The sequence below is a fragment of the Brevibacillus ginsengisoli genome (genome assembly GCF_050113715.1).
In the GTDB taxonomy this organism is placed as follows: Bacteria; Bacillota; Bacilli; order Brevibacillales; family Brevibacillaceae; genus Brevibacillus_H; species Brevibacillus_H ginsengisoli.
Genome location: NZ_JBNJQR010000001.1, coordinates 180,142 through 202,459, shown reverse-complemented (window position 1 = coordinate 202,459; position 22,318 = coordinate 180,142). Strand labels below are relative to the sequence as shown.

Annotated in this window: 35 protein-coding genes; 2 read left to right on the top strand and 33 right to left on the bottom strand. The window is 44.2% G+C overall.

Going from position 1 to position 22,318, the window contains the following annotated elements:
- Window positions 1–62 precede the first annotated feature (62 nt).
- The 21 genes from ACQCN2_RS01095 to ACQCN2_RS00995 form a co-directional block, all read right to left on the bottom strand.
- Window positions 63–521: a phage tail assembly chaperone gene (locus tag ACQCN2_RS01095; protein WP_426927037.1), complete on the bottom strand. Its 459-nt coding sequence runs from the start codon at window positions 519–521 to the stop codon at window positions 63–65.
- 57 nt (window positions 522–578) lie between these two features.
- Window positions 579–1,016, bottom strand: coding sequence for a tail tube family protein (locus tag ACQCN2_RS01090; RefSeq protein ID WP_426927036.1), 438 nt, complete (start codon window positions 1,014–1,016; stop codon window positions 579–581).
- Window positions 1,017–1,033: 17 nt separating this feature from the next.
- Window positions 1,034–2,140 (bottom strand): DUF3383 family protein, encoded by a 1,107-nt coding sequence (locus ACQCN2_RS01085; RefSeq protein WP_426927035.1) that lies wholly within the window; start codon window positions 2,138–2,140, stop codon window positions 1,034–1,036.
- A gap of 18 nt (window positions 2,141–2,158) precedes the next feature.
- Entirely contained in the window at window positions 2,159–2,695 is a 537-nt protein-coding gene (locus ACQCN2_RS01080; protein WP_426927034.1) for a phage neck terminator protein, read from the bottom strand.
- Complete coding sequence (locus ACQCN2_RS01075; RefSeq protein WP_426927033.1) at window positions 2,696–3,046, bottom strand: hypothetical protein; 351 nt, start codon at window positions 3,044–3,046, stop codon at window positions 2,696–2,698.
- A gap of 5 nt (window positions 3,047–3,051) precedes the next feature.
- Window positions 3,052–3,630 (bottom strand): phage virion morphogenesis protein, encoded by a 579-nt coding sequence (locus ACQCN2_RS01070; protein ID WP_426927032.1) that lies wholly within the window; start codon window positions 3,628–3,630, stop codon window positions 3,052–3,054.
- A 13-nt stretch (window positions 3,631–3,643) separates the two neighbouring features.
- Complete coding sequence (locus ACQCN2_RS01065) at window positions 3,644–4,144, bottom strand: DUF4054 domain-containing protein (protein WP_426927031.1); 501 nt, start codon at window positions 4,142–4,144, stop codon at window positions 3,644–3,646.
- Between the two features lie 15 nt (window positions 4,145–4,159).
- Window positions 4,160–4,426, bottom strand: a complete 267-nt coding sequence (locus ACQCN2_RS01060) for a hypothetical protein (protein ID WP_426927030.1) — start codon at window positions 4,424–4,426, stop codon at window positions 4,160–4,162.
- A 16-nt stretch (window positions 4,427–4,442) separates the two neighbouring features.
- Entirely contained in the window at window positions 4,443–5,453 is a 1,011-nt protein-coding gene (locus ACQCN2_RS01055; protein WP_426927029.1) for a DUF2184 domain-containing protein, read from the bottom strand.
- An 18-nt stretch (window positions 5,454–5,471) separates the two neighbouring features.
- A complete protein-coding gene (locus ACQCN2_RS01050; RefSeq protein WP_426927028.1) occupies window positions 5,472–5,987 on the bottom strand; it encodes a structural cement protein Gp24 in 516 nt (171 codons plus the stop codon).
- Window positions 5,988–6,005: 18 nt separating this feature from the next.
- A complete protein-coding gene (locus ACQCN2_RS01045; RefSeq protein ID WP_426927027.1) occupies window positions 6,006–7,304 on the bottom strand; it encodes a DUF2213 domain-containing protein in 1,299 nt (432 codons plus the stop codon).
- The gene (locus ACQCN2_RS01040) at window positions 7,304–7,561 is read right to left on the bottom strand and encodes a hypothetical protein (protein ID WP_426927026.1); all 258 of its coding nucleotides are present in this window, start codon (window positions 7,559–7,561) and stop codon (window positions 7,304–7,306) included. The genes ACQCN2_RS01045 and ACQCN2_RS01040 overlap by 1 nt, the downstream gene beginning before the upstream one ends.
- 262 nt (window positions 7,562–7,823) lie before the next feature.
- Window positions 7,824–8,366: a phage head morphogenesis protein gene (locus ACQCN2_RS01035; protein WP_426927502.1), complete on the bottom strand. Its 543-nt coding sequence runs from the start codon at window positions 8,364–8,366 to the stop codon at window positions 7,824–7,826.
- A gap of 163 nt (window positions 8,367–8,529) precedes the next feature.
- Entirely contained in the window at window positions 8,530–10,080 is a 1,551-nt protein-coding gene (locus ACQCN2_RS01030; protein ID WP_426927025.1) for a phage portal protein, read from the bottom strand.
- A gap of 14 nt (window positions 10,081–10,094) precedes the next feature.
- The gene (locus ACQCN2_RS01025) at window positions 10,095–11,324 is read right to left on the bottom strand and encodes a PBSX family phage terminase large subunit (protein ID WP_426927024.1); all 1,230 of its coding nucleotides are present in this window, start codon (window positions 11,322–11,324) and stop codon (window positions 10,095–10,097) included.
- Window positions 11,324–12,100: a phage terminase small subunit gene (terS, locus tag ACQCN2_RS01020; protein ID WP_426927023.1), complete on the bottom strand. Its 777-nt coding sequence runs from the start codon at window positions 12,098–12,100 to the stop codon at window positions 11,324–11,326. Before terS ends, ACQCN2_RS01025 begins: the two co-directional genes overlap by 1 nt.
- Before the next feature lie 308 nt (window positions 12,101–12,408).
- Window positions 12,409–13,269: a hypothetical protein gene (locus tag ACQCN2_RS01015; RefSeq protein ID WP_426927022.1), complete on the bottom strand. Its 861-nt coding sequence runs from the start codon at window positions 13,267–13,269 to the stop codon at window positions 12,409–12,411.
- A 77-nt stretch (window positions 13,270–13,346) separates the two neighbouring features.
- Window positions 13,347–13,526 (bottom strand): hypothetical protein, encoded by a 180-nt coding sequence (locus ACQCN2_RS01010; RefSeq protein WP_426927021.1) that lies wholly within the window; start codon window positions 13,524–13,526, stop codon window positions 13,347–13,349.
- A gap of 197 nt (window positions 13,527–13,723) precedes the next feature.
- Window positions 13,724–14,287: a sigma factor-like helix-turn-helix DNA-binding protein gene (locus ACQCN2_RS01005; RefSeq protein ID WP_426927020.1), complete on the bottom strand. Its 564-nt coding sequence runs from the start codon at window positions 14,285–14,287 to the stop codon at window positions 13,724–13,726.
- A 21-nt stretch (window positions 14,288–14,308) separates the two neighbouring features.
- A complete protein-coding gene (locus ACQCN2_RS01000) occupies window positions 14,309–14,521 on the bottom strand; it encodes a hypothetical protein (protein ID WP_426927019.1) in 213 nt (70 codons plus the stop codon).
- 93 nt (window positions 14,522–14,614) lie between these two features.
- Window positions 14,615–14,812, bottom strand: coding sequence for a hypothetical protein (locus ACQCN2_RS00995; RefSeq protein WP_426927018.1), 198 nt, complete (start codon window positions 14,810–14,812; stop codon window positions 14,615–14,617).
- Between the two features lie 280 nt (window positions 14,813–15,092).
- On the opposite strand from ACQCN2_RS00995, the gene ACQCN2_RS00990 reads away from it, so the two are divergent.
- The gene (locus tag ACQCN2_RS00990; RefSeq protein ID WP_426927017.1) at window positions 15,093–15,299 is read left to right on the top strand and encodes a hypothetical protein; all 207 of its coding nucleotides are present in this window, start codon (window positions 15,093–15,095) and stop codon (window positions 15,297–15,299) included.
- A 41-nt stretch (window positions 15,300–15,340) separates the two neighbouring features.
- Here ACQCN2_RS00990 and ACQCN2_RS00985 read toward each other — a convergent pair whose 3' ends face one another.
- The 8 genes from ACQCN2_RS00985 to ACQCN2_RS00950 form a co-directional block, all read right to left on the bottom strand.
- Window positions 15,341–15,799 carry a YopX family protein gene (locus tag ACQCN2_RS00985; protein ID WP_426927016.1) on the bottom strand — a complete coding sequence of 153 codons (459 nt, stop codon included), beginning with the start codon at window positions 15,797–15,799 and terminating at the stop codon, window positions 15,341–15,343.
- Entirely contained in the window at window positions 15,792–16,229 is a 438-nt protein-coding gene (locus ACQCN2_RS00980; protein WP_426927015.1) for an ASCH domain-containing protein, read from the bottom strand. Before ACQCN2_RS00980 ends, ACQCN2_RS00985 begins: the two co-directional genes overlap by 8 nt.
- The gene (locus ACQCN2_RS00975; protein WP_426927014.1) at window positions 16,226–16,540 is read right to left on the bottom strand and encodes a hypothetical protein; all 315 of its coding nucleotides are present in this window, start codon (window positions 16,538–16,540) and stop codon (window positions 16,226–16,228) included. Before ACQCN2_RS00975 ends, ACQCN2_RS00980 begins: the two co-directional genes overlap by 4 nt.
- A 28-nt stretch (window positions 16,541–16,568) precedes the next feature.
- Entirely contained in the window at window positions 16,569–16,766 is a 198-nt protein-coding gene (locus ACQCN2_RS00970) for a hypothetical protein (protein WP_426927013.1), read from the bottom strand.
- A gap of 35 nt (window positions 16,767–16,801) precedes the next feature.
- Window positions 16,802–17,812 (bottom strand): radical SAM protein, encoded by a 1,011-nt coding sequence (locus ACQCN2_RS00965; protein ID WP_426927012.1) that lies wholly within the window; start codon window positions 17,810–17,812, stop codon window positions 16,802–16,804.
- Window positions 17,813–17,857: 45 nt separating this feature from the next.
- The gene (locus ACQCN2_RS00960) at window positions 17,858–18,169 is read right to left on the bottom strand and encodes a hypothetical protein (RefSeq protein ID WP_426927011.1); all 312 of its coding nucleotides are present in this window, start codon (window positions 18,167–18,169) and stop codon (window positions 17,858–17,860) included.
- Between the two features lie 160 nt (window positions 18,170–18,329).
- Complete coding sequence (locus ACQCN2_RS00955; protein ID WP_426927010.1) at window positions 18,330–18,980, bottom strand: hypothetical protein; 651 nt, start codon at window positions 18,978–18,980, stop codon at window positions 18,330–18,332.
- Window positions 18,981–19,284: 304 nt separating this feature from the next.
- The gene (locus ACQCN2_RS00950; RefSeq protein ID WP_426927009.1) at window positions 19,285–19,827 is read right to left on the bottom strand and encodes a site-specific integrase; all 543 of its coding nucleotides are present in this window, start codon (window positions 19,825–19,827) and stop codon (window positions 19,285–19,287) included.
- A 65-nt stretch (window positions 19,828–19,892) separates the two neighbouring features.
- On the opposite strand from ACQCN2_RS00950, the gene ACQCN2_RS00945 reads away from it, so the two are divergent.
- Window positions 19,893–20,114, top strand: coding sequence for a hypothetical protein (locus ACQCN2_RS00945; protein WP_426927008.1), 222 nt, complete (start codon window positions 19,893–19,895; stop codon window positions 20,112–20,114).
- Here ACQCN2_RS00945 and ACQCN2_RS00940 read toward each other — a convergent pair.
- The 4 genes from ACQCN2_RS00940 to recU form a co-directional block, all read right to left on the bottom strand.
- Window positions 20,108–20,743 (bottom strand): dUTP diphosphatase, encoded by a 636-nt coding sequence (locus ACQCN2_RS00940; protein ID WP_426927007.1) that lies wholly within the window; start codon window positions 20,741–20,743, stop codon window positions 20,108–20,110. The genes ACQCN2_RS00945 and ACQCN2_RS00940 overlap by 7 nt on opposite strands.
- Window positions 20,744–20,860: 117 nt before the next feature.
- Entirely contained in the window at window positions 20,861–21,109 is a 249-nt protein-coding gene (locus ACQCN2_RS00935; protein WP_426927006.1) for a DUF5651 domain-containing protein, read from the bottom strand.
- Between the two features lie 177 nt (window positions 21,110–21,286).
- On the bottom strand, window positions 21,287–21,493 hold the full coding sequence (locus ACQCN2_RS00930; RefSeq protein ID WP_426927005.1) for a hypothetical protein: 207 nt from the start codon (window positions 21,491–21,493) through the stop codon (window positions 21,287–21,289).
- Window positions 21,494–21,775: 282 nt separating this feature from the next.
- Window positions 21,776–22,306 (bottom strand): Holliday junction resolvase RecU, encoded by a 531-nt coding sequence (gene recU / locus ACQCN2_RS00925; protein WP_426927004.1) that lies wholly within the window; start codon window positions 22,304–22,306, stop codon window positions 21,776–21,778.
- Window positions 22,307–22,318: the final 12 nt, after the last annotated feature.

Sequence of the window (22,318 nt, the reverse complement as noted above, 5' to 3'; positions counted from 1 at the left end):
CCTGTGCGTCCAAAGTCCGCCGAGAACAGGTCCGAATAAAAATTCATCGACATTCGGCAACCTTACCGGGATGAAATCAGGCCCGTTACCAGACCACCCAACCCGTTCCCTTGAAAAAAACTTGTCAGATTAAAAATCAACGAATGGACGGTTAGCGCCATTACTGTTACAGTGTCGTCCTCCAAGCCTTCCACACCAAATGTTCCATTCGGATTTAATACTGGTGCATGACCACCTGGCAGGGATTCATAGCAAACGCATAGAGCTTGTTCCTGGATGTAGTTGAAATCTTCTTCTGAGATTTTCCCGAGTTGTTCCATTACACCTTCAATATTGATGTAATCGACGTTGATTTCATCAACAGATTTCGCTTTCAAATTAGGCTTGAATCCTGCAAACATAGGAGCCAAGATTTTGGTCAATTTGATGATCATAAAAGAACCAACCCGGGCCGGAAACTTCCGAATACGGAAAGTCCGGCCATTGATTTCAACGTCCTTATACTTCACTGCTTGTTGCATCTCAGTTCCTCCTCACATTAAAAAAGAGCCTTCTTTGGCTCCATGAATGATTGGTATTTAAGCTACTGCTTGGTCAATATCTGCTGCCATCAGTACCCAAGAAACCTGTTGACCTTGTGCTTGGTACGGCTTGTCTGGGAGCTTTTGAATAGACACTCCTGTAGCGCGGATCAGATCCTGCATAGTGGGAGCCCGAACTGTTACCTTAATGGCCGCCCATTCTGAAGTAGGGGCTTTCTCAAGATAGTTATACAGTTTCAGCAACCACTTATGCAGGTCAGATGTTTGCTGTGCGGAAAGCGTAAGATTCCCGTTTCTCCCCATGATTTTAGAAACCATCACGGAACCATCAGCAGAAACATCGTGGGATGATCGATCTGTGGACATGGAAATAGAAATGGTACCCAATCCGGCCCCGGTAGCTACGAATTGTCCAACAGCTGGATGGCTGATGACCGTTGATACGTCTGCAAAGCTGTACGTTGTATACGACACTAGTGATTCCTCCCTTCTTATCGATTGACGGCTACACCGATCACGGCATGCTCAATAGCCCCTGCTAACTTGACAGGTACATAGATAGATGGTGCTTTTCTGGCATCCCGATCATCCTGTGATTGGTCTGCGATCCTTCCGGACAATACCAAGTATCCTTTTGAAAGCATGTCGCCTGTTTGCAGAGACAAAATGGGAGATGCTTTCCATACTCCTGGAGCGATCGCACCACGGCGGACAGATTTCTCGCATTGTTCCTCGATAGCACTCAACAAAAGTGAGTTACCGTCTTCTGTTTGCGGGATTTTTTTTGATATAACCAAAGCATTAGTCGCTCCGATTTGAATCTCCGCAGTGAGCATGTCCAAATTTAATACCTCGTCGAAATGTGTCCCGTCTGCCATCGTGCCTTGAACAAGCAGTTTATAGTTGTTACCGTACTTTGTATAAACGTTTCCATTCATACTTAGGATTTTCTGTGCCTCAGTTGTGGAAAGAGGTTCGGGATCTACCCCAACTAACGTTTTGTACGCCAATGTGTATGCCGAGTTTGTTAATCCGGTGTTCGCTCCCATTGCGTACCCCATTAAGGCCACCGCCGCGTGTGGAGTCGTACTATAGAGTCCACCTGTATGTTTATAGCCCGCATTCTTCAGTGTCTCCATGATGTTTCCAGTGGCTCCGGTTTTTACTGCATCATCATTTGTTGTGTAGAAATAGGCGGATGTTGGAATCATGGATTCTACTGCCGCTGCAACGGCTGCAATATCAGCACTCGTGGCGTTAACCACATAAGAGGAATACCAATCATTATTTGCTGCACGACATGCGGCTACTGCCGCATCTGCTGTCTCCGATCCAGCTCCGTCCCACCTGCCGACTACAAGTTTAGATGGCCGTGGAATCTGGCTGAAGTAAATCTGTGCCGCCTTGTATTCTTCATCATTAACTTTCCACTTATCTGATAGCATGTCGGTCGTGCTGGAATAAACCCTTACACGTTCTTTAACAGGAATCAATGTAGACTTCCCAACAATCAGACCGATATTGAACGAACCAGCACTTACCGACATTGGCGATACCGTGACGTTTACCTTAACGATGTCATCAAGAGATTGTGCCAAGAAAAACACCTGCCTTTCTTATCTGTTTGGAACAATTTGTACATCAGCTGATTCGATGTAGTTGACTGTGGATCTGCGGACGACCTTTTCGTTGAATCGTGCGCTGAATGATGTTCTTTCCCACCATTGCCCACCGAATAACTCTGGTAGCCGAAACGGAGAGGGAACACTCGTTACCAGATTCAATGGAGAGAAAAGTATTGGATTTCTGTATAAGCCGGCTCTCACTTTGTCAGCATCATCGAAACTACTTGGACCGTAGAACGTCCACGACACCTGAATAACGCGGGTATAGCTACTGATGTGATCTGCCGTCGTCTCACTGGTCTTTTTATAAGACATCTCGACTTGTTGTGAGATTGGATCATCAACCGGCGTGACAAGAATGAACCCGACGTTCTCAGTACGCTTCCAAGCTGGAGCGCCTTCTGCCGGGTACCCAATACGAACGCGTTTTTGACTTTCCTTTGCTACAGGGTCAAGCCCTAAGTTTCTAATCGTGCAATTCCAAAAGATATCTTCTATCTCCCGGAGTGTAAGCACAGAATCAGCCATCTAATCACCTGCCATTCGATCGCCAACCGCTTTGTAATATCCGTAGTCACCATAAGGAAAAACTTTCTTCACCCGATATCTCTCTCCGCGCCATTCAATTTCATCGGACGTTCCCTGCTCACGAGTCCTAAAAAGTTCCTGAGTAGAGTAGAAGCACATCATCCCCGTCACACGGTCACCCTCTGGTAACTGCTCCAATGTATCGGCGTCAGCCACAGTCACAATCCCGATCATTGAAAGCGATACTTCTGACGAAACTGTACGGCCAGATGACCAAGTATCAGACTTTCGATGGACAATAAACGTCTGCGCAAAATCAGGGTCAGTAATCACTTCGCTCACGTCAAGCATTTACTTCATCCTTTCACTACGTATGTGATAGCTTTACGGAGCTCGCCCTTATCGATGAGCGGCTTGTCGCTGCCCTTCCGTTCCTCGGTAATCGGAGAGTTTGGCGGCCATCCGTTGTTAGGATCTGTAAACCAACCGCGCGCAAAGTTTTGGCCCATCATACCTGCTTTGTGCAGCTCCACTTCCGGATCTCCGCCATCCAAAGCAACCTCCGAAACCTTCTTCAACTGTTTGGCAATGGCTTCCTTGTTATGCTCAATAGCCGGTTCAATGACAGGACGGGGAGGCGAACGCCATAACGGCGATCCATGCGTCTGTAGCCACATTTGGTAGGCTTTGCTGTAGCTCATTTCTCCACTTTCTACTTTCGGATTCATCTCGTCGCGCATTGCCTTCTGACGGATGCCGTTTGAGTGGATATAGAGCAATTGGGCGTTATCGATTGGCTGGCCGGGTTCCTCAGGTCGCTCGCTTCCTTCTGGAATTCCTACATACACCTGTTTTTTGGCTAATCCCTCAAGAATCTTGTTGAGCTCGCCAGTCTTATCAATTCCAGTCGTGACTTTGGAAAAAGCATTGAACATATGTCGTCACTCCTTAGTACACATACATGCCACCTTTTCCAACAATCCGCCCAATTGTTGCTAGCTGCTGGCCGTAAAGAGTTAGCTTCCACGCTGCCCAGCCGTCCAGGTCTTGAGCAATCGAAGAATAATCTGTGCTTACAGATACGTCTCCCGCTGACTTCGAAGTTGGTAACCCGCGCGTTTGTCCCGCCTTGAGTACTCCAGCAGCTCCACTGTTCGGATCGGCTACACCCTGTAGATACAACGTACAGAAGTGAGCAACAAACCAACCCATAGCTACTTTCCAATAGGAGTGCCAACGTGTTTCTTTGATGCTGGCATCCGCAAGAGCGATATACATCTCCACGATAGGTTGCGTAATTATATATGCTCCATCAGTATTAGGACCGAATTGCGGGTAAATAGCGATGAAGTCGTCAAACGTGAAAGCAGGGTTGCTTCCAGTCTTTACGTTGGAGGCAACCCCGATGATTCCGCTAGCGCTCATATTGCCATCATTTGTGATCGACATATGCGCTCACCTTCTTTATTGTTGTTGACCGGATTCTGCAGAAGCTTGCTCTTCTGGTTTCTTCGCGGCGGCTACCTTCCCTCTGGAGCCTGTTTCAGCTGCGATTTCATCCTTCTTGTTGCCGATCACATCGACGTCGCCATCTTGACTTGCCAGCTTGAACATGGTGGAGTCAGATACCCAATCTGGAACATCAACAAATGAACCTGCAAGAACAACAACGGCAGGCTCTTGGCCCGTCGGGTGATCGAATTGAAAAGATTTTTTAGAAAAAATTCGCATGTTTTGTTTTCCTCCTTTAGATTCCGTCCATGTAACGTGCACACTGTGTATACAGGAATTTCACTTGTCCCAGCTGTGCGGCGTAGGCAGTTAGATATGCCATTTCTGTGACTTGTGCCTGTGTCATAACGCGGCTAAGCGGAACGGGTAAATCGAAATTAACACGGTCCTCATCATTTACATAAGCCACCATTCGATCTTTACCACCAGCTCCGGCACCAGTGCACCAACGTGAAGGAGCAATAACCAGTTCAATTCCTTGGTTACGTCCAATGTTGTTTTCGAGTAAAAATTGCAGGATCGAGATATTACCAGCATTGCTGACTTTACGGCCAACTAGGTAGCCATATTGGACTGGCGGAACAAGAATATGATTCGCCATACCTGTCGTGTCGTACTCGGATGCTGCCCATGTAGCGGTGATAATAGCGTTCACATCATCCAGAATTTCGTCAGGCGTTTTCCGATTCCAATCCGCAAAGCCGCCGGCGCCGTTTGGTGCTGCCGTGGCAACCAAATTGGGGTTATTCACTAGACCATAAACTCCGAAGCTCGGGAATCCGTTATACACCAAATTGTCAATCGACTTGTTGTAGTTTAGCCGGATTCCTTTGTCCAAGATGTCATCTAGGCTGCGCCCGATACCCTGCAATTTTGCTTGATCAACGAACGGAACCTTCAAGATATTCGAGAATGTGAACACCTTGAAAACATCCTTGTTCATATTTGCTTGCATGATCGGAATATCGTTGGTTTCTCCACCGATAATACCGCTCTCGTTTCCTCCAGTAGTAGCATAATCCACGAAATAGTTAGACGTGAACTCTACCCATCCGCCGCCAGTTTTGGAGACGATATCCCGCATCCACGTCACGCTCTGCAACGGTTCAAGCAGGCGCGGATCACGCTTTTCCAACTCAGCGTTAAGAAATGCCATGCCAGAGCCGATCGCTGCGTCATTGGTGAGGATCGCGCCGCCAAGACCGTCGACTGAAAAAACCTTTGGTGCTTTCGGTGCTGTATTCATAGTTCTAATCCCCCTCGATTACGGATTATTCCGTTGTGTAATTGTGACTTCTGCAACACGGTTACTGTCGAGTTTACCGGTCTTCCACTTGACACCCGGTAGTTTGATAGTATTTGCCCCATCAGCAGCTGCTTCAAATCCGTTCACTACACCATTAGGGACTGAGCCGTTAGCAGTAATACGTACATAAACGTCTCCACCTGCTGTAGGTGTTCCGACGTTACATACTACTGTCACAGATCCGCGCTCTACCACATCGCATGGTTGCCCTGGCTTATAGAATCCTTGTCCTGCGAAATAGTCAGTGCTTTGTTTAACCTCTCGAACTGCAATTCCCGCGAATGTGGCAGCCGTTCCGGTAGCACCGAAGGCGGAATAAGTATTGTCACCATTAAGTACAACCGGATCACCAAAGTTGATGTTGGCTGCGTCCGTCAATTTAACGATACGATTTGTAATGATGGCGTCTGCACTTCGTGAAATATTACCGGGGTATCCAAGATTTAAGGATTTACCTACAACTGAACCTGGCATATTCTCATCATCCTTTCCTTACGCGTTCTGAGCGCGTTTCTTGTAATGGGGATTGTATTGCTCCGCGATATTCCGACCGAGTTGCGAGTGATCTACTACCTTTGTGGTATTAGCCTGCTTATCGGTTGCTGCTTTTTTCTGACCTCTACTGATAGCAGCGTAGGTGTTATTTCTTGATGTTGATTTCATGCTAGCAATTGCAGCATCGGCAGCGCGTTTTCGTTCAACTGGGTCAGGAATAGCCGCGATAATCGGCTTAATCGCTCTGAGCGCCGCAATTTTATGGGCGTTGTCTCCAGTGAAGGCACTTGTTGGGCGTTCATCAGGATCGGCAACAGGACCTTCCTCATCCATGATCTCAGCAGGAATGGTATGGCTTTCTTCTTCATCATTGTCGCCTGTTTGTTTTTCAAGCTCTGCAATTGCAGCATCGATCTGTTTTTCAGGATCGATCTCTGCATTATCAGTAGACGTAAGCTTTTGCACCATTTCCGTCAGTTTTGCTACCTGTTCGGTCAATGCTGAAATGGCAGGGTCTTGGTTGTCATTGGTGCCCTCTTTATTTGTTTCGGGGTCAGCTCCTTCATCGTCAACAATTCCTTTTTCCTCTGCCATCGCGCTGACTGCGTCCATGATTTCCTCCGGCTCAGCATCTGTCGCAAACTGCTTAAGACCAAGCGCGGCCAGAAAGTCCGTTACAAGTGATTGCTTTTTTTGTGGCAATTTGAGTTTTTTTGCCATGTTTGATTCTCCTTTCGGATTTGGATTGATATTCCCAATCGCTTGGGATTTTGAATCTTTTATTGCAACGCGGTCACCAGCGCGGCCGTTTTTAACAACAGCAACGTGGTTGCCGCATATTTGCTTCTGTTGGTACGTCCCGTTTCCCATATCCTCGTACACGCAATCATAGCCGCATGATACCTCTCGTTTGCCCTGTTGAATCTCGTTGATTAAGGTTTGATCATAGACAACTAGATCAGCTAATAGAAGGTCAGTATTGGATCCAGATCCTTCCCGGACATTCTGCACAACGCCCTTGGTATATCGAGTAGCGTTGTCCGGCGTTACGACTTCTGCCGGATGTTCGTCTGTCAGGACCTTTCCCTCGAAGCTGGCAATGGCAGCTGGGCTGAATACTTCTTCTGGGCTTCGATACACCTTCACAATCTTTCCTCGCTGATCATCTGCCCCAATTTCCTCACCCAGGTATTCATACCAGCCTGTCCGAGCTATCGGAACGTTGTGACAGATTAGGAAGCCTTCAGGAGTGGCCGTCATATTTGGGCTGAACCGTGAACCGTAATATGCTCTCATCAGATCGCACCACCTTTTGCCGTTCTCCTTATTTCATCAAAAACGTCCTGTCCAATTTGTTCAGCAGACTTTAATCTATTAGCCCCATGTACTACTACTTGATTTATTACTTTTTTCAAGTCATCAAGCTGAATTTCTTCTTCTTTAATTTTGATAACTGAAGGATTCAAAGCTTTTTTTAGATTAATGACGTCTTGAACGGTGTCACCTTCATAAGAAAGTTCGTAATCTCCTATTCGTTCTGTAAACTTGAACATGCCTTTCACCTCCCTTCAGACAATAAAAAAAGGACTCCATCTGGACTCCATTCGCTTGAAAATATGCAGTTTTTCATGCATGCATAGCATTGTATAAAGTGCTTTGAAACCGCATTTCACCGTATGCATAAAAGTGATGATTATTGATCATTCGGAAAGCATTGTCATAAGTGGGATTTCAAATGGCATCAGAGTCCTAATAGATTGATTATGTTAACAATGGATACATAATTTTGCATAACGTATTCACCTGGTTAGTACATCACGCAATCTTGTCAAACTGCTTGCGAGTCATACGCTGAATACGTCCACCGTAGTACACTTTTACAGGCCAACTAATCAAATCAAGATCGATCACAGGTTCGGTGTAACAACGACAGTTGAATATTTCTCCTGCGTGATAATGGCCGAATGTGCGTTTTTCTCCGTCAAGCTTCTCAGGGCTGGGTGGATCAGTCCACTTAACTAGAACGCCATCCATGAGTTTATGAGAATCACGAACGCGGGCATCCTCACTTGTACACCATATATACCAATCTGCTCCTACAAACTCGCAACGCGCTTGCGTCAAGGCAGTAGAAGTTTTGCTTACCTCTGTGCGGGCTATCAAGTTTGCTTTTGCCTTCGATGCATCCGGGAAATACGTCTTAATCTGCTGTGCAATCTCACTAGCACGCGTACCTTTCATAACCTCTCGAAATACATGCTCGTTAACCTGCTTTGCAACGTCGATAGGCAATGATTTAACTATCTCAGCGTTCCTCGCTACTTGCTGACGTACAGCCGCACCAATAGGACCTCGCATTTCTTTTTGAAGAGCTGCATAGATCATGCGGCCCTTGCTGTTATGCTTGGCAGCTTGTCGCCACGTCCGGCCAGCGTCACTAAATAGGTGAGTGACCATCTTTAGAGCTGTAGCTTCAGCGTATTCCATGAACTGTGGATCGTAAGTGTAATTCTTAATTCGTTCAAGAATTTCGGAAACGTCGTCTAAACCTGTCAATGACTCGTTTAATTTTTTCAACGCTGCTTGAATCGCCTTGCGGTAGGCTTGTTCGATTCGCCTTTTCGGTGCCCAAAGGGAAGCCGCCATAGTCTAAATCACCACCAAACCCCATCTCTCCTTGATGCGTGCTCTCATCGGCATTTTCAATATCCTCATCCGTGATGTTCGTGAACATTCCTGTTGTATCACCGAGTTGCTTGAGCTCTTTCAAAGCTGTTCTTTGATCTATGATGCCGGCATTGTATACATTGATAATTGAGGTCGTCTTCTTATCAGCCAACTCCGCGACGTCTTTGTCATTCGGTGTACGTATCGGATTGAACATGTAATCAATGTCATCTGGAATGGCACCCAGTTCCGACATGCACATGATAGGTAGCAACTTATCCAGGATGGGGGAGAGCGTCGATTCTTGGGCCTGTTGCACAGTCTCATAGTAATTCTGCATATCACTCTCACCTGTAGAATTCATCCCTGCGGGAGACCTACCAAAGAGTTTAGTTACAGGAATCTGGCATGCCCCGGCTACATCAAGCATGAAGCTCTCATAGATATCGTTTAGACCAGAGAACGTATATTGGTGAGTGGCAAAGTCATCATCCTTGCCTAGCAAATACATACCCATGTTTGACATGAGCCAGTTTTGTGCCTGCAATGTGTTGTAAAGGTCCTTTTGGGCGCGTTCATCACCTATTGCCATGACTTCACCCAAATCACCCATTTTCAATACCCGCAGATTCGCTAGGAAGATCAACTGTGCAATATTCCAACTGGTGTTATCACGCTTTTTCAGCTCATCGAACACTACCTCAATTTCAGAAGCTCCCCAATATACCTCAGCAAGCTTCTCCATATAGGGTAATTCCCGTCCTGTGAACCGAATTACGCGTGTATGGTGAACGTTGAATACTTGTCCATCTTCGGTAGTCACTTGATAAGACTGAGGCAGTCCAAACTCATTGTCGTTGATATCCTCAACCATTTCTTGGCTCGGGTATACTCCAGCCCATCGGTCGACGATCATTAGACCCTTTAGGGAACCTGGCATAATCGTGTCAAAGTCAAGCGGCTGATGTAGAATATCCTCATGACCTTCAATCATAATTAAACCAACAGCTCCGCCATACAAGCGGCCCCACTTGAGACCTTGGAGAATTTTCTGCTTGATCCTCCGTGTTCGCCATAGTTTATCTATCTTCCGTATCTTATCAGGAGGCAGCTGAGTATTAAGCGTGATCCAGTTCCTCGTCATGTCCTCTGGAATTGTATCGACAATACGACGAACAATCCAGTGGCTACGGTACAAGCTATTCATTAACTGGTAATTTTGCGTCAATCGAGTGACAGGGTATTCTGTACCTTCTAGTAGATTTGGCGTTCCATGCCCTAAGCGTGCTAAGACGTTCTGAAAGGCATCGGTTGTAAGTCCTCTTGGTAACTTCTCGGTCGGCTTCTTTTGTGCTCCACCGGACTTATCAGAGGCTTGTACCTGCCTGCGGTTTCGTCTGCTCACGTTGCCCCTCCTTTCTAGCCTAATAAGCGTCTAGACTTGATGATTGTTTTCACAAAATATCGCCCGGCATCCATACAGTGATCTGCATGCTTTAATGGTTGCTCAACTCCGCGCATGACAGCTTTTTCATCCCAAACATAGCTCGATACCTCATTCAAAAAGTTCTGGCATCGATCTCGATGAACTTTGAATTTTCGCTTTGATATCATTGTTGATGTCATTCGTATGCCTTCCAGCACTTCGTTGTCAGCATCTTTGATCCGAAACCCTCGATTACGTAAGGTTGTTTTGAATGCAGCTGCAGAAGGGTCAACAATTACAAATATCGGATAATCTGTACCAATAAACTTTTCAAGATCATCCGCATACTCAGAATTTTCCTTTTGCTTTCCTTCTTTTCGACCGTCGTAATAGTATTCATCCAACACCCACACTGTTTCGCCATCATCCCAACAATCTAGAAATACTGTTGGGTTCTGACTACCATAGTCGATGGAGATATATCTTTGAGCGACGCTCTTGAATCCTGGAACTAAGTTTTCGTCGGTAAATGTGTTCAAATCCTTATCCCACATATCATAGATCGCGCCTTGGGCAACAACCCATTTACCCTCGATCATTCGTAAATACCAAAAGCCCGTATAAGCACCACGGATAAAAGTTTTGTACTCCTCATCCAGATTTGGGTTGTCATCCAACTCAAAGTGATACACTTTTACCATACCGCTCTTAAGTTTTTTCTTGTCGGTAATGTATTCAGTGTAAAGGTAATGGTACGGATGATCTGGATTGGTTGTACCGTATAGCTTCGCGCCTTTCACCGATAAACGGTTAAGTAACTGCTTGAAAAACTTCTCTGGCATTAGTGTAAGCTCATCGCAGTATGCTCCAGCCAGCGTTTTCCCGCGCAGGTATTTCTCTGATCCTTCGTCCTTGGCCCCGATAACTTTGATCTTCCTACCAAACATTTGGATAAGCCCGGTTTGGTGATTGTATTTAAAATTACCAGTTCCGACTGTATCGAATAGATCCTGAAGAACGTTGTCATAGATGGTCTCTTTCGATATACCAGTTATGACAAGTAAACCTTTAGGGCCATGCTTAATGTAATTTATCCATTTTGGAATCATCCCAACTGTTTTCCCACTGCGAACCGATCCTTCAAGGATGTTTATTCGGGCATCTTTTTCTATTGGGTTAAGAATAAACCTTGTAATCTTTTCACCGAATAGTTGAAACTCCATTACGCATCACCTTTAATTGCTGCTGCACTTTTGGCTATGACTTCCGCAAGCTGATCAAGTCCACTCTGACCACCTTCACCATCAGGGTTATTCAGAGCTTTAACCTCCGCCTTCAGCTTTTCCACTCTCAGCAGTTGCTCTCCAGTAGCAAGGTCTTCATATTGCCTAATTAGTGATTGTAGGGCTGTCATGGCTCTGGACTGCGCTTGAAGGAATGTAGCATGCTTATCCCAGGCGTGCTGGTATGCCCATTGCTCTTCAACTCCTGATTCGGTGTACTTCTCTTTAGTCTTCACTTTCGTTTCATCTTGCTTATCACGAACAAACATGAGCTGCTGTGCTCGGATAATAGCCGTGTACTGAATTACGATGTTATCCCACAACATGTCAATGGGTGAACGTTTCTCTAGTTGTTCCATAATCTCCAGAGTGTCCTCGGGAAAGAACTTTCGAAAAAAACCGTGAGTGACGGCGTTAGAGTTTCGTACTGGCGCCCCGCCGTCGTTGCCTACGGCATTTTTATTCCCTTTTGGAGCTCCATTTCCTACAGCGTTTTTGTTCCCTTTGGGTGCTCCTGTTCGTTTGGTAACGTTACTATTCACATTGGTAACGTTACTAATGAGTTTTGACTCCCAGTTGTCCTGATTCTTCCACTTCCTGACCTGCGTATCACTAACGCCAAGTTTCTCTGCGATATGCTTGAGCAGAATTTCTCCATTATTCTCCAGATACATCTTTTCGGCCATTTCGCGATTTGGACTCCTAGCTCTTGCCACTACATTCACCCCACCCCCGAAACGGTATCAAATATGAATACCGCATACATTTTTGGTTTACATAATCGCCGCTATCGGACTTATCGTCTTTTACAATTTCGTTGATACTACAGCACTTTTTGGAATTCGAATTTTATTCATTATGCACCTTTTTATTCATACCACTAAAATCAAGGTTCAGCGATCGTTTATTGGTCTCGACATTGCATAAAAAAATGCATAAGCCGCTGTGTCATCTAGCTATTATTTGAGTTGTTTTGCAAAATAAAAAAGCACCGCGTGGGTGCTTAAGTAAAAAGACAATATTCTTATTCAAAGTGAATTGCACGGAGAGACTTAAGTTTATCTTGGTCCTCTACCATAGACTTAAAAGTTTCCATTAAAGCAATAGGGATTTCAGTTCTTTTTGTAACATCCGGAACATTGACCTGATCAAATTGGGTCCTAGATTCAGTAGCAGGTTTATCTTCCGCTGAATCATAGTATGTAATGCTTTCGATTTCAACACCAGGAGAACTGATAGCTAGATTAAAAAATGGTGATTGGTGCAAATCTCCCTTTGATGATGTTTTAAGAGTTAACTCGGATAACTCACTTGCATCATCATTCCATGTTATCTTGTGATTCTCCTCAATAACACTTCCGTCGTATAGCTTATCCACTAGAAAACCAGGACCAAAGTTTAATTTGGCTCCGAGGACACGCCTGCCATTAATAAAGTTTTTAATAAAATATTCATTTCCAAGAGTAAGGTTTGTTGGGATATAGTTGAACTCAACGTGCATTACTTCATCCCAAGCTTCATCAAGTATATTAACAATCCGTCGACGAACTGTTTTTCGTGAAAGATGTTTTGGTGAATAGTCTCGTTGTTGAATCAGAAGCTTTTTATTTGGAAAATCAATCGCAAAGATTGTTCTCTCCCAAGGATCAATATTATCAATAGATTGTTCTTCTTGATCATCGTTTAGAGTAGTCTGATCAGGAATGTATTCCTCGTGTATTGCACCGACATAAATGCCTCTTTCGAAATAGTACTCTTTATTCAGACTATACCGTAAATTGTGCTCACCAGGATAAAAAGTAGTTTCTGAAAGAATATCAATAATTTCTTGCCACTGTTCTTCTTTGTTTGGTGATTGGATAATTTGGTAGACTTTTAGATTCATGACTAAACACCCCTTTCTCGCTACATAATAGCAAAAATAGGGGAATTTTGTAAATCTAAAGGCCTATTTTGTAACAATCAGCAGATAATTGTCACATTTTCTGATGGAATCCATAACTCTTCACCACTTGGAAGTTGGATTCTGTAGTCGGTTTCGATCTCATCGCAATCCATTTCGATCACGTTACATACCAATCCTTCCAAACCATCTTCACTCCGATTAATCTCAACTAATCGTGGCATTGTTTTAGTAGTCATACTAAAGCCCTCCATGACTTTTTTAAAGTATTATCCTTATTTAAACTGATTATCCATAAATATGTATATTTGTCCGTTAATATAATTATGATCAAAGATGCCGCCCAGTTTCCCAGGCGACAAGAAGGGGTCTCGTGAAAAACAAGAAATTTGCTTCTCACTTATAGCGGGCTTTCGTATGACAAAAAAGGACCTCTTCACGCTAAGAAGAGGTTGGTCTGAAGCTGCTCTGTAATTTTTGCTTGTGCTCGTTTGACATATGTTTGGACACTGCCTTTTGTGATCTTCAGTAGTTTTGCGGTATCTTCAAAAGAAAATCCCTCACCGTGCGTTAGAATGTAGCATTCCCTTTCCCGCTCTGTAAGGCAAGATAGCGCTTCTTCTAATCTAAACATCTCATCATCTGTGAGGTTTGCCGGGCTTCCTGCCGTGCTACGTGATACAAATGCCTGCATTTTTACTGGGTCCATTGGCTTTTCTTTTTCATAAGCTGCTCTTCGTTCTATACCTCGTTTGTTGCCTGGACGCTTACCTGACTTCAACCATTCAATGACGTACTCGCAATCGCCTATCATTTCCCCGATGATCTGACGTTCGGTTTTGTGCTCATCACCATTTGAGAGGGCTTTGGCCTTCCCTGATTTAATTCTCGCTTCTTCTAAACGAATCACTCTAATATCATCATCTGACTCTTTCAAGCTTCGCTGTATGCTTTGTAATGTCTTCCTTGTCTCTTTATAACCATTTAGCAAATCTTGCATGAGAACCCCTCCTCAGCTCGTTTACTTGCGTCTATTGCCTTTATCCTTTAGGAACTGTCGCGCTCCTGTGTCGCCCATCATCCGACGAAGCTGTTCAATCGTCATTACTTCGGCTGGTTTATGGGGCGGCGGCTTCCGAAACCGTTCCTTTGCTTTCTCCAAATGATGTGCAAAGCTGATCGTCTCCTTTTGTTTCTCTCTCTTTGCGTCCATGATTTCGTAAATCTTCGCCACACTTTGTCCCTCCTTTAGACAAAATAAAAAGGACGCCAGAACTCATCCTTATTGGATGAATATTCTGACGCCCTCTGCTTTTCAGTCAGGCTCTTATTTAGATTTTCTGTATCGTTTGCGCTTGGTTTCTTCAGTATCGAGTAGCTTACCATCTTGAGTAATAATGGTGAACTTGTGATGAGGTTCTAACTTGCAATTCTCCACAACGTTTCCATCCTCAATGACTACTACTCTTACGCCTTTTTCTAAGGGTAATTTTACCACATTTTGCTGATTTTCGATAGTGCTCATCCGTTACTGTACCCCCAATCTCTGATTTTAAATTGAGAATCACTTTGCAAGAGTCGCATATTTTAAGCTCGTTACCATTAAACTTATTTTGTATGACATACCTTGCTGCATTTTCATAGCAAAGTTGGCACTTTTGACGACCACATTGTTTGCAGTGATCTTGCTTTACTTCCATATGTTCTCCCCTTTTACTCCCGAAATATTGTGTTAAATCAATACCATCTCTGCCTCCTGAATGGTACAATATGGGTATATAATAGTTGCGTTGGAGGCGATTGCATTGCAACAAGAAGACCTTATCAAGTCAATGCTATCCCGTATTGATAATTACGGACCAGCAGCGGACGAAGAAATAATAGGCTTCACAAGCGGTGTTTTATGGACGATCAAAAAGCTCCAAAAGGCAGGACATTTTAAGCAAGAGGTTGATATAGCCCAACTATATAAGGAAATGTTGGGTAAACATATGAACTTTCCTTTTCCTTAGTGAAGTCGCTAGATAAGCGGCTTTTTATTTTTTCTCTTTTGTTAAATGGACTGTAGCAGCTCCGGCTTCTCGTAGATGTTCCCGATGACTTCTGTCATTTCAAGATCACATCCATTCAAAAGATAATCTGACTCTGGTGAAGAAAGCTGTTTCACCATAAAAGCTCCTCCATCATAGTAAACGCTAAGTTTGTACATTTCCCCTTCATACCACTCTGTTAAAATGTCACCCTCATAAATCTCCTTGTCGTTCTTATCACGGAGGGCTGTGAATTGCATCAATTCAACATCATCTAAAAAAGCATCTGTTAGTGTTCCATCTAAAGCATCTCCCATTGTTTCATACCATGCGATAATTGGATTAGGCATCTCAAAGTTCAGGTAAATAACCTGGTCAATCATGCGCTTTTCTTGCTTGTGCCACGCCCGAAACTTGATTTCACGTCCTGCTTGCATCCCTTCGACCATATGCAAGTTGCCGTCCTTACCCAACTTAAACATCCCGTTTCCCTCCCCAATTCCATAGTCCTTGCTGACCTTTTGCTGGTATAGGATATATCTTTTGTACGTCCGACAGTTCCCAAGCATATCGACCAGGTTCGTACCACCCAAATTCATACTCATTACCAATGACCACGTTTGTGGGATCTCCTATGGTTGCCAAATGGTGATTACTTGAACGCACCTGATAGCATTCAGATAGATCACATATAGCGACAATGGACCCAGTTGGTAGGTTGTCTGATGTGTACCCGTGTTTGGCTAATACGCTCTTGTACGGTTCGATCTGGCAAGCATCCCGGTCAATTTTCTTCGCAGCATGGATGGCAATTTTCCCTCGATACTTGGTCGCCCAGCTGCGTGTTTCGAACTGCTTTTCTCCAAGCGCGATCAGCGTCGCCCACGGCTGGTGGATGGTAATGGCTTTCATGCCGATTCCTCCTGCATCTTTGTGATGGAATGTTCTCCATATTCAAAGATGATGTTGCATTCGTTTGCCTCCAAAAATTCGAATTGGTTTTGGCTGTATAAGCAGTATTTCAGCAGTAACGGCTTCAATGCTTTCAAGTCAATCCTGAGAGTGGAGCGTGCAATCGTGTCGTCATCGATCCAATCGCCTTCCTCCACAGTTGTCGATCTGCTGATGTGTTGCACGATCGCATCCAGAGCTGCTTCATTCTCTTCCAGCTTCTTTAGCGCATTGTATTCAAGTGTAACTGTTGCTCCGCTCAAATCAGTCATTGGTTCCATCCCCTTCTCAAAAGTAATGTTAAGTCAATTTTAGGTCGAGTTCGATGATGTCGCTTTCCTGATTAATTGCCCCTTCTCTCTTGAGCAATTGGATTACATCCTTTTTCATTTGTTCAATCGAATCCGCAACTTCTTCCTCACTTGAGGTTGAAAGATGTGCTTTTTCTTCGTCATCCAACGGTCTTTTAATCGTCAAACTCACATTAAAGGTTTGCATTTTGCGCCTCCCCATTTAACAAATCGATTGTTGTGTTAAATCGCACTGATTAATTTCCTGATTGGCTTCCTCTTTGCCCATTCAAACTCTCTAAACGGTGGCGGTTCATTCTTTCGATTGTTGTATTCTGACAGCGACATGTACTTCCACAAAAATCGATTAGCATATCTTGCAAAGTCCCGAAGCCGTTGTTCTGTCCAGTCATGATGTGTCTTGATTGGGCCGCCTAAGTAGTTCAGTTGTAACACTGGCTGACAGTAAGGCTCCCCGCCCCATTCCACTACTTTTAACAACCTCTCATAGCATGCTTCCATAGGTTCATTCCCGATAAGCACATAAACTCTCTTTTTCGAAGAAGCTACGCCATTCAATATTTGCATCATGTCAAAAACTGCTTGCTCTTCTTTTACCTCATCAAATGCGAATCTCCATGGTCCTCGAAGTATCTCTTTCCACCTAAGATAGGTTTCCTCATTGAAAAACCTTGGTTCAAAACCTGAATTTGCATCAGCAAGCTTTGTACCAGTCTCCTGATACCTTTTAATAATGTGTTCCTGAAAATCTACTGGCAGCGCTGATAGATTGTTATCACAAAGAATTGGTGCAGGTGTGAAATCCCAGTCTAATGTGAATTTCAGCCCTTCTAGTTGAGGAACGATGCAAAAATAACAACCTACTGGACATCCTCGACTAGCAAAAGTCATTCTATATTTACCTCTTTGCTTATCGAGCCTTGGATCCAGTCCTTTAAAACTGTCCAAACCCGTTTCGTTTTTCCACCAGTTGGAAAGAGAAAATATACCAGGTCCACCACACCACACTTCTGAGTTAGCTTTTACCCTTAATGCAATCTCTTTGGCAATTGGAGCATGCCAGGTAAAGATGACTGACAAACAGACAAGATCATATCCATACACGAACACGCCCGGATCCCCGTCTAGCATTTCAACTTGCCACCCTTGTTCAGAAAGCCAGTCATACAGTTTGTGTGCTCCAAGGTTATAGTGTGGTGCGGAAACATTTATTACTGCCGCTTTACCAAACATGTTCGTTCCTCCTTGAATGCACGATTATTCTCACTAACTAATAAGTTAATTAGCCAATTGAAGACTTTCTAAGAACTCTTTGTAGGTCATTTCGATTTGCCCTTCACCAGCGCATTCCTCGCAAGAATCATGATCTTCACCAAAACCCTTATCGAAAGTGATTAACCCATGACCCTCGCAGTTCTGGCACACGAAAATAAAGCAGCAATCATCTTTTAAAATTAGGAGACCGTTATCCACTTTGAAAGAGTCTGGGAACTCCTCAACAATTTCAAAGTCATCCTGTGTTCCGACACTCTCTGCGTACCATGCGCTTGGATCAGTAGCTTTCTCAACACGTACAACGTTTCCTACCATATATAACCTCTCCTTTACTATTTAAACAGTCGGGAACTCATCAGCACCCTCCGGTAAGGATACCGCGGGGTTGCTCCATCGGACTTTTCTGGACTTACCGCACCTTCCGGGATAGCTTCTACAGCCGGGACAGCGCCCACACAACACAGTACACGAAATGTTAAATCGCCATTCTAGTTTGAAGCTCCGTACGTGGTCTGAATGGTACCATTTGCTCACCATATCCTTGCAGCCATTCATCAATTGTTTTCTGTCTATTCCATTCACTACGAGGAATCCACGTTGTACTATCACCGCTGATAGCTTGCTTGTATGGTTCGAACCATTCTGGACGCCACATGCCAAGAATGTGGATGCTGGCCTTAATATCGTGATCGTAGAACAAGTGATCAAGGTACAACTTCCTTTGATCTGCTGTCATCGGCACCGTTCCGCCTAATGCTACTCGTTTCTCCTGAAGGAGCTGCGCGTCTCCGCCCGGCTGAAGTACAGGTACCGGATCATAACCGCGTCTCCTCATGTCGTTTAGATACCAGGCCGTTGCTTCTGGATCGCCAATCTCGTCATACTGCAAAAATTCGTCTTGGCTTCTAGCGTACCGATCAAGATATGACCGATATCCCTGATAACTGATTGCATCCTCGCTGAATGTTCCCGGGTCCCAGATAAGCGTCCGATTGCTTAGGTACTGCGCTAGCCAGTTTGGATACTTTCGGAGCAATGTTACGGAGAGAAGCCAGTAAGGACACTGATCGGCCGCAGACGCAAGATGCTTTCTATTCACACCTGCAACGTAGATGTATCTTTTCATTCGATCACCCTTTCAGGGCACTAAACGTAATATTCCAAACTTCTGTAGTATGGGAATTTCCCTTGCTTTTTCAGTTCAAGATACTTATTTTGAATGACTCGTTCAGACCGACCAAGGGCAAAGGACATCGATCTGCGGCCATCTTGTTTATAAAACTTAACAAGGTAGCAGAGCTCCTCTTCGCTAAAACGTTTTCCGTGGTTCTCATGAAATTCAGGATGGTACTTCATGCGACCAAGCTTATCAAACTCGAGAATCTCCACCTGAAATCACCGTCCATTTATCAAAATTGAGATTGTGTTACCTATAAGCTAAAGCTGTCCACGGCTGCGTCCATCAGGTCTTGGTTGATGCCAATGTATCGTAGCGTAATGGCAGGCGAACTATGGTTAAAGATCATTTGCAGCGTAGCCAGGTCCTTGGTTCGTTGATAGAAATGATATCCGAACGTTTTTCTGCAAGTGTGCGTACCGATATTTGTTAGCCCTACATTTCGAGCAGCTCCGTTGATAATCTGATACGCTCGGACCCTGGTTATTGGCATTTTGTACTGATCAGAAGCGAATAAGTACGCATCCGGATCCATTCCTTTGGTGTACTTGTAAATCGCTTTCTGAAGCTTGGCGTTCAGCAAAAATTGCTTACGTTTTCCTGTTTTCTTCTCGATGATCAGTAGGTGTGTTTTGTCTCTCACATCCCGCACCCGTAATGGCAATATGTCTGATATGCGTAGGCCAACATTGATTCCAAAGGTGAACAGAAACCAATCTCTTAATGACTGCTCTTTCAAAACTTTCTTCATCTGCTTGATTTTCTTCTTATCCCGAATAGGCTCAACATAGTTCATATCGACCATCCTTTTTTTGTCCCAATTTCCTGAGCTATCTTGATAGCAAAAGGAGCGTGACATTTATGGAAAAATCGTTTTACTATTTGGTGCCTGTAGAGAGAGTCAATCGAATGCAGAGAAAGTTTTTGTATCTTGATATTCCTTATTTTTTAGAGGCTCCAGGACAACGTTTGTTGGTCCCGGAAAATTATGTTGCATTTGTTTTCCCTGATCTTCCGGTAAAACAGTATGCTATCCTTCGATTGATCTTTGGTTTTGACGGATTACCTTATCCGTCTCAATAACCAGTCTGTTGCCGTCGAATGTTCTCTTCCCACTTCTGATGGTAAGCTTGTTCGATTTGCTCCCATGTGAATTCAAACATTTCACCAAGTCCGAGAAGTAGCTTTAGTGATTGATCATATCTGTCATAAAAATTTGAGGTAGTGAAATTACCTGCTTCATCTACTGACCATGCAAAGGACATACTACCGACGTGCTTATTCAAAGATAGGAACTGCTGAATAACTCCGCCTGTCTTAGCTTGTAGTGGCTCTACTATTCCCGGTTCATGCCGCGTTTCAATTCCAATCGACAGTACAAAGTGCAGACAATCAACGTACTCTTCTAGGAGTGGGTTATAGGTTTGTTCCCCTTCTCCTTGACACATTGGACAATTCTCAGCAGTCGATTCACCAATCGGGTAAGAGCCTGTCCCAGCACACATTTTGCACGTTCCACGCTCAGCTACAGTACGCGGCTCCCGGTTGTCGCTCCAGTACTTAAACCCGCGCCATTCGTTTGCCAACTCACCTAACTCCACCTGTAATGCCAGAATCTTGTTTTGCAGAAGGTCATGTCCTTCCAGCCCTTTTGTCTTGTTGATGAAATTGTCTAACTGCAGCTGCTTTTCAAAGAATGGTGCTAAATTCATTTCTCCTTCATCTCCTCACGGATGACTTGTTTCTGCCATGTTAACCAATTATTCAATGGTTCTTGTACTTTTGAACTATCCAATGAATTTACGCCCTTTCTGCAACTGATTTTTGCTTTATTGCTTAAATTGACATTCCTTTCGGCAGTTGTCCTGTGCCGTCGGGATCCATGTTTCCATCAAGTCCGCTCGAAGGTCACATTCCTTCCAATCTTTTCTTTCGCATCCGGTACAGTCTTTCCCGATCGCTCTCTCAGCTAGTCTATAGAGAGCTGATTGACTTACGCGAATCAAATCGTTTTTTGGTGTGTTGTTATCTACTAGCTTGAGGCGGCTGTTTCTTACGAGTGTCTTAAATTTTTTCACTTCACTGTCATGGAGTGTTTTGCCGACAGCACCTAAAGCTTTTGAAAGATACGTTCTTGCGCGTCTGAAATCTGGAAGACTTACCTTAAAAAATGGGTCCTTCTCGATATCATCTTTTCATTTGTGATTTGTTCCATTACAGCCAAATGTTCACGTTGCCTTTTATTCGCAAACATATCACCGCTCATTTGCAGTTACCTTCTTCGCAAGCTTTCCTCTCTTGGGCGGCCTGTAACGTTCTTCTGTCTTTACTAGAGGTATGTTGCTTAGGTGTTCCCACTCTTCTTCTGTCATCTTACGTGTGACGCACTCATGGAACTTCAGCTCAGGCTTGCGGTCCATATGTGCCCTTGCTCTATGATCTTGTCCAAATGAACGAGCCATTTCACACACTCACCTTTCCGAAGATTGCTCCGGGTCTATTCGAAATTAATCCATGTTCAGCCTGATCTAGTGCCAAAATGAATACCTCGTTGATATGACGCTTTAAAGCAATTGCCATTTTCATAATCGGAGTCCCCTCGGCCCACATCGTTCGGAATGCAGTGATTTCCGTATCGGACCAAGTAAAATCATAATCTTCACAGGCGATATATAATTTGTTCCGGCTTTTATTTAGATGAGACCTTTCTAGTCGACGTATGTTATCTGTTTCAGCTAATGCATTCACGCGGCTCCATCCCCGATCATTCGATCTACGTACACTAGGTAATCCAGAAGTGCCCTCTTGCTTTTTGTTACCTCATAGGCGTAATATTCGAAATCCTCACGAGGGATGCTTTTTCTACCACCGTTATTCACATGAATGAAGTAATGGCGGATTGTTGATAGTGGCACGAAGTAAACTTCATTGTAGGATGCGAATTCGATTAAGAAGAAACATATAGCCCCATTATGTTCTGCTTTCTCTAGGTGTTCCAATTGGTGTCGTTCAATATTTTTTAAATCAAAGCGGTTTTTTTCTCTGGTTGACTTTGCTTCGAAATAGATTGCCCTGCCTTTATAGGTGCCGTCATAATCGACTGTGGACTTTTTATCGTACACGGCATTGGTGATCAAGTTCCCTCTGGTTCGTAGAACTTTAACCGGCGTTGGTCGTTTATGAATCAACGCGATCCCTTTGGCTTCGTATTGCTGATTCGTAAGGTTCAGCAATTGTTCGAATGCTTGTCCACGATTGGCTTGACTAACTTTCATGTTCTCCCTCCG

Bases quoted from the DNA above. Each gene is read 5' to 3' on its own strand.
- ACQCN2_RS01095 (WP_426927037.1), bottom strand. From the start codon at position 521: ATGCAACAAGCAGTGAAGTATAAGGACGTTGAAATCAATGGCCGGACT.
- ACQCN2_RS01080 (WP_426927034.1), bottom strand. From the start codon at position 2,695: ATGGCTGATTCTGTGCTTACACTCCGGGAGATAGAAGATATCTTTTGG.
- ACQCN2_RS01075 (WP_426927033.1), bottom strand. From the start codon at position 3,046: ATGCTTGACGTGAGCGAAGTGATTACTGACCCTGATTTTGCGCAGACG.
- ACQCN2_RS01070 (WP_426927032.1), bottom strand. From the start codon at position 3,630: ATGTTCAATGCTTTTTCCAAAGTCACGACTGGAATTGATAAGACTGGC.
- ACQCN2_RS01065 (WP_426927031.1), bottom strand. From the start codon at position 4,144: ATGTCGATCACAAATGATGGCAATATGAGCGCTAGCGGAATCATCGGG.
- ACQCN2_RS01060 (WP_426927030.1), bottom strand. From the start codon at position 4,426: ATGCGAATTTTTTCTAAAAAATCTTTTCAATTCGATCACCCGACGGGC.
- ACQCN2_RS01055 (WP_426927029.1), bottom strand. From the start codon at position 5,453: ATGAATACAGCACCGAAAGCACCAAAGGTTTTTTCAGTCGACGGTCTT.
- ACQCN2_RS01050 (WP_426927028.1), bottom strand. From the start codon at position 5,987: ATGCCAGGTTCAGTTGTAGGTAAATCCTTAAATCTTGGATACCCCGGT.
- ACQCN2_RS01045 (WP_426927027.1), bottom strand. From the start codon at position 7,304: ATGAGAGCATATTACGGTTCACGGTTCAGCCCAAATATGACGGCCACT.
- ACQCN2_RS01040 (WP_426927026.1), bottom strand. From the start codon at position 7,561: ATGTTCAAGTTTACAGAACGAATAGGAGATTACGAACTTTCTTATGAA.
- ACQCN2_RS01035 (WP_426927502.1), bottom strand. From the start codon at position 8,366: ATGCGAGGTCCTATTGGTGCGGCTGTACGTCAGCAAGTAGCGAGGAAC.
- ACQCN2_RS01025 (WP_426927024.1), bottom strand. From the start codon at position 11,324: ATGGAGTTTCAACTATTCGGTGAAAAGATTACAAGGTTTATTCTTAAC.
- ACQCN2_RS01015 (WP_426927022.1), bottom strand. From the start codon at position 13,269: ATGAATCTAAAAGTCTACCAAATTATCCAATCACCAAACAAAGAAGAA.
- ACQCN2_RS01010 (WP_426927021.1), bottom strand. From the start codon at position 13,526: ATGACTACTAAAACAATGCCACGATTAGTTGAGATTAATCGGAGTGAA.
- ACQCN2_RS01005 (WP_426927020.1), bottom strand. From the start codon at position 14,287: ATGCAAGATTTGCTAAATGGTTATAAAGAGACAAGGAAGACATTACAA.
- ACQCN2_RS00995 (WP_426927018.1), bottom strand. From the start codon at position 14,812: ATGAGCACTATCGAAAATCAGCAAAATGTGGTAAAATTACCCTTAGAA.
- ACQCN2_RS00985 (WP_426927016.1), bottom strand. From the start codon at position 15,799: ATGTTTAAGTTGGGTAAGGACGGCAACTTGCATATGGTCGAAGGGATG.
- ACQCN2_RS00980 (WP_426927015.1), bottom strand. From the start codon at position 16,229: ATGAAAGCCATTACCATCCACCAGCCGTGGGCGACGCTGATCGCGCTT.
- ACQCN2_RS00975 (WP_426927014.1), bottom strand. From the start codon at position 16,540: ATGACTGATTTGAGCGGAGCAACAGTTACACTTGAATACAATGCGCTA.
- ACQCN2_RS00970 (WP_426927013.1), bottom strand. From the start codon at position 16,766: ATGCAAACCTTTAATGTGAGTTTGACGATTAAAAGACCGTTGGATGAC.
- ACQCN2_RS00965 (WP_426927012.1), bottom strand. From the start codon at position 17,812: ATGTTTGGTAAAGCGGCAGTAATAAATGTTTCCGCACCACACTATAAC.
- ACQCN2_RS00960 (WP_426927011.1), bottom strand. From the start codon at position 18,169: ATGGTAGGAAACGTTGTACGTGTTGAGAAAGCTACTGATCCAAGCGCA.
- ACQCN2_RS00955 (WP_426927010.1), bottom strand. From the start codon at position 18,980: ATGAAAAGATACATCTACGTTGCAGGTGTGAATAGAAAGCATCTTGCG.
- ACQCN2_RS00950 (WP_426927009.1), bottom strand. From the start codon at position 19,827: ATGAACTATGTTGAGCCTATTCGGGATAAGAAGAAAATCAAGCAGATG.
- ACQCN2_RS00945 (WP_426927008.1), top strand. From the start codon at position 19,893: ATGGAAAAATCGTTTTACTATTTGGTGCCTGTAGAGAGAGTCAATCGA.
- ACQCN2_RS00940 (WP_426927007.1), bottom strand. From the start codon at position 20,743: ATGAATTTAGCACCATTCTTTGAAAAGCAGCTGCAGTTAGACAATTTC.
- ACQCN2_RS00930 (WP_426927005.1), bottom strand. From the start codon at position 21,493: ATGGCTCGTTCATTTGGACAAGATCATAGAGCAAGGGCACATATGGAC.
- recU (WP_426927004.1), bottom strand. From the start codon at position 22,306: ATGAAAGTTAGTCAAGCCAATCGTGGACAAGCATTCGAACAATTGCTG.